The following is a 15337-nucleotide window of genomic DNA, read 5'->3' as shown; positions in this document are numbered from 1 at the left end:
ATCAAGTAGACTTTTGTTTGCGAATTGAAAAATAATAAATCCAGAAGATGAGAACGAATTGAAACGGTAGGCGTAGCCATTGGTAGAGAGAGTGACTCATATATCCACCGAGTTGGATGTTGTGGATTGCTACGTTTACATTTGCTGGAAACACAGCCAGTAACAGAATAATGAGACCCCACGCTGCGATACGTGAGATTGAAGGAAACAACAATCCAATTCCTCCAAAGATTTCAGCTGCACCGGAAATCAGGATCAGTTCATAAGGCCATGGTAACCACACAGGCATCATTTTTAGAAAGATATCTGGTTTTACAAAATGCATTATGCCCGCGAAGGCAAACATGATGGCAGTGGCGATCCTCCCTCTCAGTTGTAAATTCGAGAGAGTGGAGATGCCTAGGTGTGCCATCAGCGTGAGTAGGCCAAAGGTAATGATAAGTAATGCAAAAACAGTCATCAAGTTCCTCCCAAATTGTGTATGTTGACAGAGTAAACACGTATGTTTGCAGTGTCAACATTTTTTGCAAATGAATCCATTTTATCAAAAAAAATTAGGTTTCAGTTAGCGATTTGCCTCGATCCAAGTGAAACAATCATTTGCAATGTTTTCCCATCCTTTTTGCCTGTGGAGAAGGTGGCCTTTCCCTTTGTATTCAATATAATCTGTAAGCCCAGCAGATCCTGAGTAAGCTTTGTGGTTATCTTGCACAAGTGTGTTTGGAATAATGTGATCTTCGTCGGCTGCGATGAGAAGTAAAGGTCCTCGTTCTTTGTCAAAATTTATTTCACCTTGTTCCGTTAAGATGGAACGAGGAAGCCTTCGTGATTCTGGTACAACAAATTGTTGATAAGAATTTTTTGCTTCTATGTATTCCAATCCATTTGCAAATTTTTCAATGAAATGTTCTTCGTCTAAAAAAATAAGGGAATCATCAGAAACAAAAGGATTGATCACAGGCCATGACGAGGCAACAAAAGAAATTCCATGTTTGATTGCTGTCAATTTTGAAACGACTCCTTTCGGAGGAGCAGGACTTAGTGCGATTGCAGAAGATCCAATCCTTTCATTTAACAATGATTGAACGACAAGCCCACCCATTGAATGGCCAATTAAAATTGGTTTTTCATCTAAACTTAGGATAAATTGTTTATAATGCTCTTTGACTTGGGCAAATGTAAGTTTTGATAGTTCTGGATTTGGGTATTTTTTTCTAAGTATTTCTGGATCGAGGTCATGAAGTGGATAAGCAGGAGCATAAACTTTGAATCCTTTCAGCTTAAAAAAAGTAATCCAAGTTTCCCATGATTTAGGTGTCATATACATGCCATGAACAAAAACGATTGTTTTAGATGTTCCGATCGTAATTGATTTGTATGTTGTTAGATTTTCTTTTGCCGGTGAACTGCAAAAAGTGAATAATAAAAGAAAAGTCAGTAAAAATTTCATAAATGCCTCATTTTGAAAGTTTTACTAAAAAATACCAGAAAGGAATCTATATCACAAGGGCCAAATGGCCTATATCTGTAAAATTTTTTCTTTGTATCCAATCATGACTGCGGCCGATCTCGTTTTGACACCCATCTTTTCATAGATATGAATGGTATGGTGTTGAACGGTTCTCGCAGATAATTTCAAAATCAATCCGATTTGTTTATTCGTATTTCCATCAGCAAGGAGTTCTAACACTTGAATTTCTCTTTCCGTTAATGAATATTTGTTTTCCTTCCTTACGATTTTTTTCTTTTTGAAACCAAGATATTCTTCTACAAAGGGAAAGATGTTTTTATCGAGATAACCTTCTCGTACTTCGTTTTTTACGATTGAAAGTATATCTTCATTCGAAAATGCATTTCTATAAGACCTTTCTGAGGCAAGAGCAACCACTTTATCGGCATAAATTAGAATTGATTGAGCGATACTTAATTCCTTTACCCTTCTATGGTAACCAGTACCTTTTGAATTTTCATGATGAGAAATGCAGTATTCGATATAGGGAGTGAGTAATTTGCTCTTCCTTAATATTTGATCAGTGAAAAATGTATGTGTTTCAATTCTTTCTCTTTCTGAGCGATTTAAATTTCCTTTTTTCTCTAAAATTCCGCTGGGTATACAAACCATTCCGATATTCATCAATAATGCAGAAATGTACACTTTGTTCTGTTCAACTTCACTCAGCTTTAACTTTTTGGCTAAGTAAACTGCCAATTCCGAAACTTTTTTGGAATGCAAAGAAGTGTATTTAGATTTAAAATCAGGTAAATAGGAAATCATCTTAGCGACGGACTGCAAATGACTTACATAAATATTTGGGGAAACAAATAAAGCGTCATCATGGATTGAATCTGATTGGATCATAATCAAAAGTTCATCTAAGAATTGAAGCAAAGAATCAACTAAATTTGGATCAAACATTGATGCTTTGCTTTTAACCAAACGTTTGCGAATTGTTTTGGAATCCATAATTTCTGAAAGGCTAACGAAGTAATATGAAAGAGAGAGAATTCGCGAGAGAAAGTGTATCTCATTGGCTTTCTTTTGGTTCGGTGTTCCTTTCCCATCATATCTTTCATAACTATCATTGATGATGGCACTGATTTCAGGATCTAATTGAATCTCTTGGATCAACATTTTAGCTGAATCACAATGAGCTTCTATAATATTTTTATAAATTTTGTTTCCGTCCAAAATCAATCGTAACTTCATTTTCAAATCATCCCATCGTGATTCAGCACGTAATTGATTGATCTGAATTAATGCTTGTACGTGATTCATGGAATCTACTGTTGAAAATAAAGATTTAAAACTGATATCATCACCAGAGAAAATCTCGGCTTCTTCTGAAGAGTAAGAGGTGCAACCAATAGATTTAAACAAAGACGCTAGATATACAAAATGAATCTCCCTTTGGTTACAGTTTGTCAATTTTGCCAAAAATACTGAAACTAAGGCTAGTTTTAAGGTAAATTCTGGTTTCCTACCGTTGGCATAATCGAGAGCGATTGAAATACTAATTAAGATTTCTTTGATATCCAACATATGACGAATTTTGTTTATTTAAATATTATAACGACTTGGCTTTCCGTTTTAGTCTTTTTACTAACATGAATATAAATTTCACATTTTGTTTTAAGGTTTCGGATACAAACTAGGCATGAGCTTGCCAGTCCATTTTGCACGTAGAACTGCAGAACTATTGTTATTATTAATATCGATGTCCCAAAAACTAAATCCAAATTTTTCGCGATGAAACCAAGGTCCAATATGACCGCCCCAAAACCCTTCGGCAGCTAAAGTATTACAAAAAGCACGAGACCATTTGATTGACCAAGGAATGTTGGATTTTGGTCCACTAAAAACTCCTTCTGATCCAGCCGTCGCCTTACAAACTAACTCTGTCCCACTAAAATAAGGAGCTTGGTCTTCTGCACTAGGAATGAAACTTGCTCCACAATGAGCATTGGACGAACCTTGACAAGGACCCGCCGCCGATCCGTTAGTTCCTGGGTATTTTGCATCCCACATAGTTGTGAATTTTCTTTCGTCTCCCCAAAGAGCCCGTTTGAACATACAGTGGTCTTTTTGAATTTGTCTGTCTTCTGTTGTATAACCAACTAACGCACGAATATGATTGATTGCAATTCTGTGCCACTCGTCTAATTCTGCTTTTGAGGGATTTTTATTATCTTTGAATGGATTTGTTTTGTAAAAAACTTCTCTAATGCCACGAACACGATCTACGCTTGGACAAAGTGCTGTGAAAAATTGAGTTTTATTCATTTTTGTTGGATCATAAATTGTTTTACCATCCCACTTTGCTGCATCCCATTGGGCTTTTGTTATCCATTTCACACTATCTGGATCATGCCCTGTGTTGCCAGCGGCTAAGGGCTTAGATAGGAGTGTTTTCCAATTTGCTTGGTTTGGTGTAAATTGTTCATTTGAATTGATGCTTGTTACAGAAACAACTAATATTGATAATGCGATATAATGCAGAGTATTCATTTTCATAGAAGCCTTCTTACAAAATTTAGTTAACACTCAGGAAAATCCTTTGTTTTTTCTACACGATCCAATCTGCAAATTCAAAGCTGAATCCCGATATTCGTGATAGATAGTGATTCAGTTGCCTTGAGTTTATCGAAGTATGAGGCAATTCGGCATAAAGGCGACACTATTTTCTAACATGATGCCAAAAAATTTGAAATAGTTCGCTCATTGCATATATATCCTGAGAGCCGTTGTAATCTGGTATATGTTGCACATGCGTTTGAAAACAAAAACATATTCCGAGCGCTTTCGTAAACCGAAGGATCTGATGGAGTCTAAAAAAAGGCGACTAAAATTTCGTCTAAGTAGGATAGAATGGAAGAGCCAAAATTTTGGATTGCACGTATCTTTGTTACGCTAGCCGTTTTCTTATTACTCCTAGCAATGAACACAATTCGCAAGTGGATTCGATTTCGTATTTTTGGCTTACCTCTTACAGGCAGAGTTGTATCCTTTGTTCCACGGGGGAAAGATCGTTACCAAGTGCCTTTGCTTTCTTTAGAAATTTTGGTAGAGGATGCAGGCAAAGAATATCGATTTCCCAGTAATTTGTATTGGAATCTGCCACCCTATCGTTTAGGGGACTCCGTTCCTGTTCGAATGGTTCGGATTTCAGAGAAAGAGCCAAAGTTTATGTGGGATAACATAGAAGAATACATTACTGATGGGTTCTTCGCACTCGTGATTGGCCTTGTGCTGTTGGTGATGGGAATTGGTTTCTGGTAGTTGTGCGGTGTTGGATTCGGATGTAAACAAAAGAGTTTGTTTTGTTTTGACAATGCGATAAATCTTTTCCATCCAACCACTGAGGAAAGTCCTTTGCTTTTTCCAAAGTCCTAGCCTCAAACTCCAGAGGTGAAGCCCAATATCCAAGACAGATTCCCTATTCCATGTGATGAGTTGGTTGGACCATAGAAATCCATTCGGCTTCCATGCGACTTGATTCAAAACCAAGAATTCTTTTTTACTTCCAATTTCCTGTCACAGAAGTTTCAAAAAAAAATCTGGACATCAATTTAAAGTTTTCAATACTTAGGTAAGTGACTAAGTATTCGGAATCATTAAACCTTGTGTTTCAAAATCTAGCGGACCCGACAAGACGGGCGGTTTTGGAAAAACTGAGTACGGGACCAGCAACTGTAAGCGAGATGTACGCATCTTTTGAGATGGCACTTCCTTCTTTTATGCAACATCTCTCGTTACTTGAGAAAGCAAGACTTGTAAAATCTTATAAGTTCGGTAGAGTTCGAACCTTCGAATTAGAACCAAATACATTAAAAATTGCAGAGACCTGGCTAGATAAACAAAGGTCTATGTGGGAAAAACGATTAGATCAATTGGATAGTTTTTTATATAAAATGAAGGATAAAAAAAAATGAATGATTCGCTTTTGAAAATAAATCCTAATATCGATTTGGTATTAGAAAGAACTGTAGACGTTCCTGTGGAACTGGTTTGGGATGCATGGACTAAGCCAGAACAGTTGATGCAGTGGTTTTGTCCCTTACCTTGGAAGACAATTGAATGCGAAATCGATCTAAGGCCTGGAGGAATCTTTAGAACCGTTATGGAGTCACCAGAAGGAATGAAAGTTCCAGGTATCGGCTGTTATTTGGAAGTGGTTCCCAACAAAAGACTAACATGGACAAGCGCACTACAACCAGGTTATCGACCTTCCCTTGCGGATCCCAATGATCCTTTTGGTTTTTTTACAGCGGTCGTAAACTTAGAAAAAACGGAAAAAGGTACGAAGTATACTGCGATCGCAATCCATACGGACGAAAATCAGAAAAAGAAACATGAAGAAATGGGATTTCATGAAGGTTGGGGAACCGCATTCGATCAACTTGTTGCCATGATAAAAAAAGGAAAAACTTAAACTAAAATTCATGTGACCTACCAAATCCCCTGTTTGATATAATTCATCTCGAAGATGAAAAAAGAATTTAAATCTAACAGGGATTTGATTGGTGAAAAGGATAAAATATTCCAGGCAATGGATCTGCTTTCCTATTGAGTAACTTGTATAAACCAAATGGGCTTTTTTACAAATTTCGATAAGAGTTTTGCCCTTTGTCCAGATTTTCACTTTTTCTGCTTTGGTGGAAGCATAGAGATTGATGTTAACGAAGGAAAGTCCACGCCCTTAACATTTTTCCACTTCAATCAATTCAGAAATCGTTGGAATGTAACTCAGTTTCGCAAAGGAGTCAAAGAATGAGTTTCGGTTCTTTAGAGAACTTGACTGAAGGTTTCCTTCAATCCATGGATGAGTGCAAACTAATTTTTCCAAAAATCCCCTGAATATTACTTTCCCTTTGTTTTCAATTTAGTTTTACTCAAGTAATTATGATCATTCGGTTTACAAAAAAGGTCCAAGATAAATTTAAATGGAAACAATTAAAACCAATTGCAGAATCCAATCTTTCGAACGAATGGTATGTGAATCAATTCACAGCAAATAGACATAAATATTATTTAGCTACACATGCTGAATCATTGTTTTCCGTTATCTTCAGAGGAGTAGGAATCAAAACGGATGGAGAATTCATGGATCGAATGATCGAAGCATGGAAAAATCAGGTAACCAATGAAGGGCTTGAAACAGTAGTCAACAATTTGTTAGTGCCCTTAACAAAAGAGATTTTGATCACATCTACATTAAATCGGCGAATATTAGGATCTATGAGTGATATGATCAAGATGACAGAGTTTATTTTAGCAGATGGGGATAACACCGAAGACTCATCTCCATTTGCTTTAAGTGAATTTCTTAACAAAACACCCTTTTCATACATTGGGATGGATCGGCCAAAAGATAGAATCGCAAAATATTCTTAAATGAAATCAAAGCCCCGCGCCCCGGATCGACTGAGTGCCCTCGCCTTAGGGAGAGCCGGAAATGTGCGCCCAAAAAACTGTTTTACGAATGAAATGTGATACGACTTAGTTTGGTTTTCCATATTTTTTTTGCTTGGAGTTTAAGCTCTTGGAAATCCTGGCTCATTAGTGATTCCTTTTTCTTCCGAGACCATCCTTGTATTTGTTTCTCTCGATAAAACGCATGGTCAATTCGAGAATAAGCTTCAAAGTAAATTAATTTTACAGGCAATCGTTTCTTTGTGTAATTAGCGCCCTCACCCATTTGGTGTTGGTCAAGTCTTCGATTTAAATACTTCGTACTACCTGTATAATACGATCCATCCGAACAAACTAAAATGTACATGTATCCCATACAAAACTAAGCCATGCTCTCCTCGCCTAAGTATGGTAAGGAAGTAATCTTTTGGCCCAGTTAAATCTATGTAAAATGTCTGTTTGAAAAAAAAAGAGGGATCGTTTCGGCGTTTCGATACGCTTCGCTACTCAACGACCGAAACGATCGAAACAATTTTGAATATGAATGACCGAAACAAATCCGACCATCAAATCCGAGCCTTGAGTAGGCCGAAGGCCGTATCGAAAGGCGAAAGGCGAAAGGCGAAAGGCTCTCTACCGAATCCCCGGCTTAATGTACTTCAACTCATCCAAGTAACGTCCTGTTCCAAGTACCACGCAAGTGAGTGGGTTTTCCGCACGAAAGACCGGAACACCAGTTTCTTTGGTGAGGTAGTGTTCGAGGCCACGGAGGAGGCAACCACCACCAGTCAGAACGATCCCTCGTTCTACGATGTCGGCTGCCAGTTCTGGAGGAGTTCTTTCCAATACGGATTTGATTCCGTCTAGGATTTCGTCTGTTGGTTCTTTCAGGGCTTTTCGGATTTCGTTGGAATCTAGTTCGAGGGTGCGTGGCAGACCAGAGATCGCATCACGTCCTTTCACTTCCATTGTGTCGACACGTTTGTCGGCGAATGCATTTCCGATGGTGAGTTTGATGTCCTCAGCAGTTCTTTCCCCGACGACTAGGTTGTATTGGTTACGGAGGTATTTGACAATCGCTTCATCAAATTCGTCACCACCAGTTCGGATGGACTCAGCGATCACCATACCACCAAGAGAGATCACAGCAATTTCTGTGGTTCCCCCGCCGATATCTACAATCATGTTCCCTGCTGGTTCATGGATGGGGATGTTGGCACCGATGGCAGCAGCGAGTGCTTCTTCAATGAGGAAGATTTCGCGAGCACCGGCTTGTTCTGCGGACTCACGAACAGCACGTCTTTCGACTTCGGTGATCCCAGAAGGAACTCCGATGACGATGCGAGGTTTTACAAATGTAGTGCGGTTGTGGACTTTTGCGATGAAGTAACGGATCATCTTTTCCACGGTTTCAAAGTCGGCGATAACCCCGTCTTTCATAGGGCGGATGGCAACAATGTCACCAGGTGTTCTACCGAGCATTCGTTTTGCTTCTTGTCCCACAGCAAGGACTCGGCCCGTCGAGGCTTGGACTGCCACGACTGAAGGTTCTGATAGGACGATCCCTTGTCCTTTCACATGCACGAGGGTGTTCGCGGTTCCCAAATCGATTCCCATATCGTTCGAGAAAAGTCCATAAAGATTATCAAATATCATATCAGATCCTGGTGAAAGAAGTACGAAAGGGGGAATTTACGGTGGGTTTCCACCAAAACTTTACAATTCTACCCGTTCCCCATAATTTTCGGCTGGTTTTTGCTTTCAACCGTAAAAATTTTCGATAGGCTAGTTAGATACAAAATGCTTCCTTTCTCACACATCTTACGAAAACCAAACCAGGCATTTCGCACGGAAAAGATCCTTGCTGCCATTGATTTGGGCACCAATTCCTTCCACATTGTCGTCGTAAAACTAAGACCGGACGGTACACTCGAATACCTGACCAAAGAAAAGGAGTCCGTTCGATTAGGAAGTGGTAGCAGTGATTATGCGGTCATCAGGGAAGATGCAATGGAAAGGGGACTTGCATGTTTGAAACGATTCAAAACCCTCGCAGACAGTTACAATGCCGAAATACGAGCGGTTGCCACAAGCGCCCTTAGAGAAGCAGAAAATCGCCAAGTCTTTCTTGACGAAGCAGAAAAGGAAACGGGAATTCAAATCCAAGTCATTTCTGGAAACGAAGAAGCACGTCTCATTTATTTGGGAATCTTACAAGGCTTACCCGTATTTGACAAACGTATCCTTCTCATTGATATTGGAGGAGGGAGTACGGAACTTCTCATTGGAGAAAAAGGTGAAATCCTTTTTTCCACCAGCATGAAGTTAGGTGCGATTCGTTTGACAGAAAAATACTTAAAAAAAGATCCAATTTCGCCCACCGATTTGCAAAAATGTAGGATTCATATTGAATCTGTTTTATCTGCCTTTTTGCCTCAAATCGAAAAATTAAAACCCTTTATGGTTGTGGGAAGTTCCGGAACCATCACTTCGGTCACTTCGATGGTGCTTGAAAAAAAAGGAGAAAAACGGGAACGATTGAATGGAACAGAGATTCCCATCGATTCCTTTAAAGAAATCCGCAAACAGGTATTAGATGCGGAAAGCCTCAAAAAACGATTAAAAATCCCGGGGTTAGATGCCAAAAGGGGGGATATCATTGTGGGTGGGATTTTGGTTTTGGATGAAGTTTTACAAAGGATCAAAGCACCGGCATTGACAGTGAGTGATTTTGCCCTAAGAGAAGGGATTGTATACGACACCATCGAATCATGGTATCGGCATACTGACACATCACTACCAAGGCTTGATAACATTCGTGACAAGGCGATTAAAACAGTAGCAAACCTTTACCCTCAAGGGAAAAAACATGCGGAAACTGTGACTAAACTCACCTTGCAATTGTTTGATGATTTAAAAGATTTACATGGACTTGGAAATTTAGAAAGAGATTATTTGGAAACCGCATGTTATCTACATCAAGTAGGCCTTTGTATTTCCCATCATAACTACCACAAACATAGTTATTATATCATCCGTAACTCAGAAGCCATGGTTGGTTTTTCCAATGCAGAAATTGAAATCATTGCACTCCTTGCTCGTTACCACAGAAAGGGTGGACCCAAAGGGAAACACGAAGAGTTTAAGGCACTAAGGCCTGAAGACCAACTCCTTGTTAGGAAATTAGCTTCCTTTTTGCGAATTGGAGATGGATTGGATCGTTCTGAAAAATCAATCATTGATCGTTTGGATGCAGTGGTAGAAAAAGGGAAAGTGAATTGTAGGTTGTATTACCAAAAGAATGAAGATCCTAATTTAGAAATTTGGTCCGTGTCTGAAAAAAAGGATTTGTTTGAAGTTACATTTAATACGAATTTAGAGTTTCACTTACACCCGATATGAACAAAATCCTGTTTACCATTTGTTTTTTTATCTCTCTTGTCGATCCAATCTTTTCATTGCCAATTGATTTAAATAAAAATTGGTATGTTACAAAAGGTTTTGAAATTTCCGAGAACCCTGATGGGAAAAAATGGAAACCATTAGAATCCCTTCCTTTGTCAACTGTCCTCAAACAATTTGAGTGGGAAAAGGGAAAACTACGAAAACTGACAATGGCAAAATCATTTTTATTGTCACCAACTGACTTCCAAAAGGTGGAAGATGATGCCTTTAGCCTTCATATCCCTTACATCTCCAACTACTTTGCCATTTACATAAACCAAACACTTGTGACTTCTGGTGGGAATATCAAAGAGGATTCGATTGAAACCAGTGGCTATCGGCGTCATATCATTGTTCGATTGAAACGAAGTGGTTTGAATGTAGGCCAAAACCAAATTAGAATTCTAATCGCGGCAGAAGAGGGAGAAGAGTTAAATGTGTACGATTTTTTTAATGATTTTCCTGCAAATATCCACTTAGCATCAAAACATTCTGAAATTGAAGATGAAACACTAACCTATATGTTATTGTTTTTATATTTTTTTGTTGGGGTCTACCATGGTCTATTTTATTGGAAACGTAGGCAAGAAACGTATAACTTGTATTATGCGTTGTTCTCAGTTTTTTTGGCAATTTATATGGTCTTTCGCACTCAGGGAGTGTATTCACTCGGTTTAGAACCTTTCACGCAAACGAAGATCGAATATTTTGTTGTTTTCCTTACACCAAGTTGGTTATTGTTGTTCACTGATTTATTCTTTCGTTCCAAAATCAGCATTGTATCCAAAGTTTACTTTGTGTTCAGTGTTTTATTAGCAATCTCACAAATTTTTGTCAATCGTGCTATCTCTGTTCTACTGCTTCGAGTTTGGCAAGTTTCTGTTTTGGTATTTGGTGTGATTTTGTTGTATCTTATCATCTCAGCCGTGAGAGCAAAAAACAAAGATGCAAAACGACTCCTAATGGGTGCTTTGTTTCTTTTGGGAACAGGAACTTGGGATGTAATGGGGGCATCCGGGTTGCTTCCGATTCAAAATCTGAACTTGTTACGTTATGGTTATTTGGTATTTGTTTTAGGCATTGCCGTAGTGCTTGCGAATCGATTTTTGCGAGTGCATCGCCAAGTGGAATCTCTGAATTTGAGTTTGGAAAGAAAGGTAGAAGAAAGAACAAATGAATTACAAAATACATTAACTAAAGTCCAAGAGTTAAAAATCCAACAAGATGGTGATTATTTTTTAACTTCCCTTCTGCTTGATCCTCTTAGCCAAACAAAAGTTACATCAACCCAAGTTTTATTACAAGCGTACGTAAAACAAAAAAAGGAATTTGAGTTTCGAGGTAAAAAAAGAGAAATCGGTGGTGATATCATCATCAGTGATACCATTACTTTGAACGGAAAATCCTATTTAGTTTTTATCAACGGAGATGCCATGGGTAAATCCATCCAGGGTGCAGGTGGCGCACTTGTCCTTGGCGTAGTATTTCTATCGTTTATCAAACGAACACAAATGATTTTGGAGAACCAAAACAAATCTCCTGAGCGATGGATCAAAGAATGTTTTTATGAATTGCAAACGATTTTTGAATCATTTGATGGTTCTATGCTCGTATCAGTTGTGTTAGGTCTTGTGGAAGAAGATACGGGAGTGTTGTACTACCTAAATGCGGAACACCCTTGGACCGTTTTGTATCGCGATGGGGTCGCTTCCTTTATTGAAGAGGAATTAGAGTTACGTAAAATTGGAACCAAAGGTATGGAAGGGGATGTTCGCATTCGGATTTTTCCTTTGGAAACAGGTGATGTTTTGTTTATTGGTTCTGACGGACGAGATGATTTGGTATTGGAAGAGAGTGTAGATGGAAACCGCCTCATCAATGAAGACGAAACAAAATTTTTGGAAGTGGTAAAAAAATCAAAAGGTGATTTAAACTCAATTGTTGAGAATTTATTGGATGTAGGTACTTTTTCTGATGATTTAACGTTACTTAGGTTAGAATGGCTTGGGTCTTTCAAACGAGTATCAAAAGAAACCCTAACTCATCTAAATTCCGATGATTATTTATATACAAAGATCAAATCTCTTTTGGATTTAGGAAAAGCGGAAGAAGCGTTCCAAACCATTGAAACCTTATTGGAAAATGAATCCTTACAGGATGATGTTCGGATCAATTTGATTCGAGAAAAATCACGTATCTCCTTGTTACTTAAAAAGTTTGATGTCGCAGTGGATGCGCTTGAATCCATTTTTCCATTTTTTGTTACGGACAACGAGATCCTATTGCAACTGAGTTTTGCCTATCGGAAATCGAAGAACATCAAAAAGGCGATTGAACTTGGGGAAAGATTGCGTGCAAGGGATCCCAAACACATCCGAAATCTCATCAATTTGGTGGAATGTTACCGGTTGGTTGGGAATTTGGAACGGGCAAAAAAGATTTTCACCCGTTTGGCGGCCCTTGCCCCAGAACACCCCCAAGTGATCAAATTACGAGAGGTTCTAGGCTCTCTCCAAAATTAGGTGGGAAATTTTCCATTTGGTTCCCGATTTAAAAATTTTTTTTCAAAAAAACGTTTTTAACGTTCTGAAAACGCGATTTTACCGTTTTTAACGTTCTGAGCCACCGTCCACAACTTCCAAAACCATTGCAAAAATAAGGCATTTTTGTGTTACTTGCTCCAAGCAAAAAAATGGAAGGAATGCGAATGGATGCTACCAAACAAAAACGAAAATTTCCAATTCTCACTTTAGCGTATCTTATCATAATGGCGGCTGGTTTTTTCCAGTGCGGCGTTGTGTCAGGTCTTACAGGGAACCCTGCCTTAGAAAAGGAATTAAAAGATACGCAAACCCTAGCACTACTTGGGCTACTCAAACCTGGTGAGATCCAGTATGTAAATGAGAACACACCACCTATCGATAATCCTTCCAATAACACCGGGACGGAAGCGAACTCGGTTGCACCCCTCACTCCACCACCCGAACCACTGAAAAACATTTGGGCAACATTAAGTAATTTGCCGAGATCGTTTTTTGATGCAACGTCACAGACCATTGGTGATAAGATCTATTTGTTTGGTAATAATGTGTATGGGAATTTAACCGATGGAAACGCCTATTCTTACAATACGGTAACGGCACAGTGGAATAAATTAAAGAATATGCCGGCGCCGCGGTATGCTGCTTCTTCTGCAGTCATCGGAAATAAAATCTATGTGTTAGGTGGAAGAGAGTACTTTTACACAATGTTATATGACGCTGCACCTTATTGTGTCAATCAACTCCTTTGGCATTGTTTTGAATACTATGATCCACCTCCAGTATATGGATACTCAACAAGAGAAACTAATTCAGTTTTTATTTATGATACAACTTCAGATACTTGGACAACTGGAGCGAACATGTTAATCTCTCCAAGTTACCATTCAAGCATAGCTTATAATGGAAAAATTTACCTTTTTAGTGTAGGAATTGTTGATGTTTATGATGCAGCTTCCAATCAATGGAATCGATTACTTACGAATTCTCCGATAAGATACTATTATTCTATCCAAATCTACAATGATAAAATGTATTTTTTCGGAGGATCCTCGACCATAAATGGATACTTTAATAACGTTTTAGAATTTGATCCAACTACTTTGGCTTTCAACCAAAAAACAAATATGCCTACCAATCGTACTTTTGTAGTGACCGCTTTAGTGGGAGATAAAATTTTTGTGATGGGTAGCCATGAAAGTGCAAGTGCTTTGGTAATTGAAGAGTATTCACCAGATACAAATTCATGGACAGTCAAGTCATCCTTGCCTCAAAACGCTTATCTGACTCGAGGAGTTGGTGGTTACTCAAATGGTAGATTTTATGGATTAGGTGGAATAAGCAACGTCGTTGCTTATTACGACCCTGCCAATGATACAACTACTCATTTAAAGGTGTTAATGAATTCTTCTCGTTACTACTTTGCATCCGCAGTTTACAATAACAAGTATTATGTGTTTGGCGGCAATATCAATGGTACACCTATTTCTGGAATCGAAACATTGGATTTAGTCAGTAACTCTTGGTCGAACCAAGGCAGTCTTCCCAATGCAAAATTTGGTCATAAGGCAGCAATCCTGGGGAATAAGATTTACCTTGTAGGAGGTAGTCGAGGTGGCACCACTCGGGCAGAGGTAGAGATTTATGATCCAGAGACAGGTAATATCACCCAAGGCACACCAATGGACACTCCTAGACAGTATCATTCTTTGTGTGTCAATAATGGGAAAATGTATGCGGTAGGTGGTAACAATGGGAGCACAATTCTCAACACCGTTGAAGAATATGACCCTTCTACGGATAAATGGACTTACAAAAGAACTATGACTTCAGCTAGAACAGAAACTTCCTGTCTTTTCCATGACAATAAAATGTATGTTTTTGGAGGAAGAAACGTTTCTTCATATGAGTCAACAGTGGAATCCTATAACCCAGGTTCGGATTCTTGGTCATTGCATAAACCTATGAATACGGCACGTGGTTTGTTTGAAGTTGTAAAATTACGTGGAAGGATCTACGCCATTGGAGGATACAATAGTGGAGCGATGGCGCAAGTGGAAAAATACGACCCTCTGCTCGAACAATGGATCCCTGAATACCCTATGAATTCTGCGAGGTATGGACTTTCAGCGATAGCCCCTGATCCCAATCGGATCATTGTCGTGGGTGGCCATAATGGACATGGATCACTCAATAGTGCTGAAGAATTTTACTAAAGCGCAACGGATTCGCTTAACTAAAAAAAGCGGGATCGAAGATGGTCCCGCTTTTTTAAATTAACATCGATTCAATCTGGGAGTGGATATTGGGCACCAAATTTCCTTGCGTTTTTTAGTTTCGTTTCCATCCAATCATTTCCATTTGATCCTATTCTCGATTCGTCAACTCACACTGCCTCTAAAATCCTGAACCCTATTCCACGTTAAAGATACGACAAAAAATC

General features: G+C 38.8%; 13 protein-coding genes. 7 read left to right on the top strand and 6 right to left on the bottom strand.

Annotated features, from left to right (window positions below; all coding sequences use genetic code 11):
• Position 1 precedes the first annotated feature (1 nt).
• The 4 genes from EHQ62_RS10960 to EHQ62_RS10945 form a co-directional block, all read right to left on the bottom strand.
• On the bottom strand, positions 2-460 hold the full coding sequence (locus EHQ62_RS10960) for a DoxX family protein (RefSeq protein ID WP_208720667.1): 459 nt from the start codon (positions 458-460) through the stop codon (positions 2-4).
• A 105-nt stretch (positions 461-565) separates the two neighbouring features.
• Complete coding sequence (locus EHQ62_RS10955; RefSeq protein ID WP_135642749.1) at positions 566-1450, bottom strand: alpha/beta hydrolase; 885 nt, start codon at positions 1448-1450, stop codon at positions 566-568.
• 69 nt (positions 1451-1519) lie between these two features.
• Positions 1520-3040 (bottom strand): HD domain-containing phosphohydrolase, encoded by a 1521-nt coding sequence (locus EHQ62_RS10950; protein WP_135642747.1) that lies wholly within the window; start codon positions 3038-3040, stop codon positions 1520-1522.
• A gap of 90 nt (positions 3041-3130) precedes the next feature.
• Positions 3131-4012, bottom strand: a complete 882-nt coding sequence (locus EHQ62_RS10945) for a hypothetical protein (protein ID WP_135642745.1) — start codon at positions 4010-4012, stop codon at positions 3131-3133.
• A gap of 354 nt (positions 4013-4366) precedes the next feature.
• Here EHQ62_RS10945 and EHQ62_RS10940 point away from each other — a divergent pair, with 354 nt between their 5' ends.
• From EHQ62_RS10940 to EHQ62_RS10925, 4 genes are all read left to right on the top strand, one after another.
• Positions 4367-4777: a hypothetical protein gene (locus tag EHQ62_RS10940; protein ID WP_135642743.1), complete on the top strand. Its 411-nt coding sequence runs from the start codon at positions 4367-4369 to the stop codon at positions 4775-4777.
• Between the two features lie 314 nt (positions 4778-5091).
• A complete protein-coding gene (locus tag EHQ62_RS10935; RefSeq protein ID WP_208720666.1) occupies positions 5092-5430 on the top strand; it encodes an ArsR/SmtB family transcription factor in 339 nt (112 codons plus the stop codon).
• The gene (locus tag EHQ62_RS10930; protein ID WP_135642741.1) at positions 5427-5930 is read left to right on the top strand and encodes an SRPBCC family protein; all 504 of its coding nucleotides are present in this window, start codon (positions 5427-5429) and stop codon (positions 5928-5930) included. Before EHQ62_RS10935 ends, EHQ62_RS10930 begins: the two co-directional genes overlap by 4 nt.
• 470 nt (positions 5931-6400) lie before the next feature.
• A complete protein-coding gene (locus EHQ62_RS10925; RefSeq protein ID WP_135642739.1) occupies positions 6401-6892 on the top strand; it encodes a DUF6933 domain-containing protein in 492 nt (163 codons plus the stop codon).
• 82 nt (positions 6893-6974) lie between these two features.
• On the opposite strand, the gene EHQ62_RS10920 is transcribed toward EHQ62_RS10925, so the two are convergent.
• Positions 6975-7286: a GIY-YIG nuclease family protein gene (locus EHQ62_RS10920; RefSeq protein ID WP_135642737.1), complete on the bottom strand. Its 312-nt coding sequence runs from the start codon at positions 7284-7286 to the stop codon at positions 6975-6977.
• Positions 7287-7543: 257 nt separating this feature from the next.
• Entirely contained in the window at positions 7544-8566 is a 1023-nt protein-coding gene (locus EHQ62_RS10915) for a rod shape-determining protein (RefSeq protein WP_002972591.1), read from the bottom strand.
• A gap of 144 nt (positions 8567-8710) precedes the next feature.
• Here EHQ62_RS10915 and EHQ62_RS10910 point away from each other — a divergent pair, with 144 nt between their 5' ends.
• The 3 genes from EHQ62_RS10910 to EHQ62_RS10900 all read left to right on the top strand — a co-directional run bounded on the left by EHQ62_RS10910 (position 8711) and on the right by EHQ62_RS10900 (position 15110).
• Positions 8711-10312 carry a Ppx/GppA phosphatase family protein gene (locus EHQ62_RS10910; protein ID WP_135642735.1) on the top strand — a complete coding sequence of 534 codons (1602 nt, stop codon included), beginning with the start codon at positions 8711-8713 and terminating at the stop codon, positions 10310-10312.
• Complete coding sequence (locus EHQ62_RS10905; RefSeq protein ID WP_135642733.1) at positions 10309-12876, top strand: SpoIIE family protein phosphatase; 2568 nt, start codon at positions 10309-10311, stop codon at positions 12874-12876. The genes EHQ62_RS10910 and EHQ62_RS10905 overlap by 4 nt, the downstream gene beginning before the upstream one ends.
• A 146-nt stretch (positions 12877-13022) precedes the next feature.
• A complete protein-coding gene (locus EHQ62_RS10900; protein WP_135642731.1) occupies positions 13023-15110 on the top strand; it encodes a Kelch repeat-containing protein in 2088 nt (695 codons plus the stop codon).
• Positions 15111-15337: the final 227 nt, after the last annotated feature.

The organism is Leptospira jelokensis (assembly GCF_004769635.1).
GTDB lineage: Bacteria > Spirochaetota > Leptospiria > Leptospirales > Leptospiraceae > Leptospira_A > Leptospira_A jelokensis.
The sequence above is the reverse complement of the archived record's forward strand: the minus strand, read 5'-3'. Positions and strand labels throughout refer to the sequence as shown.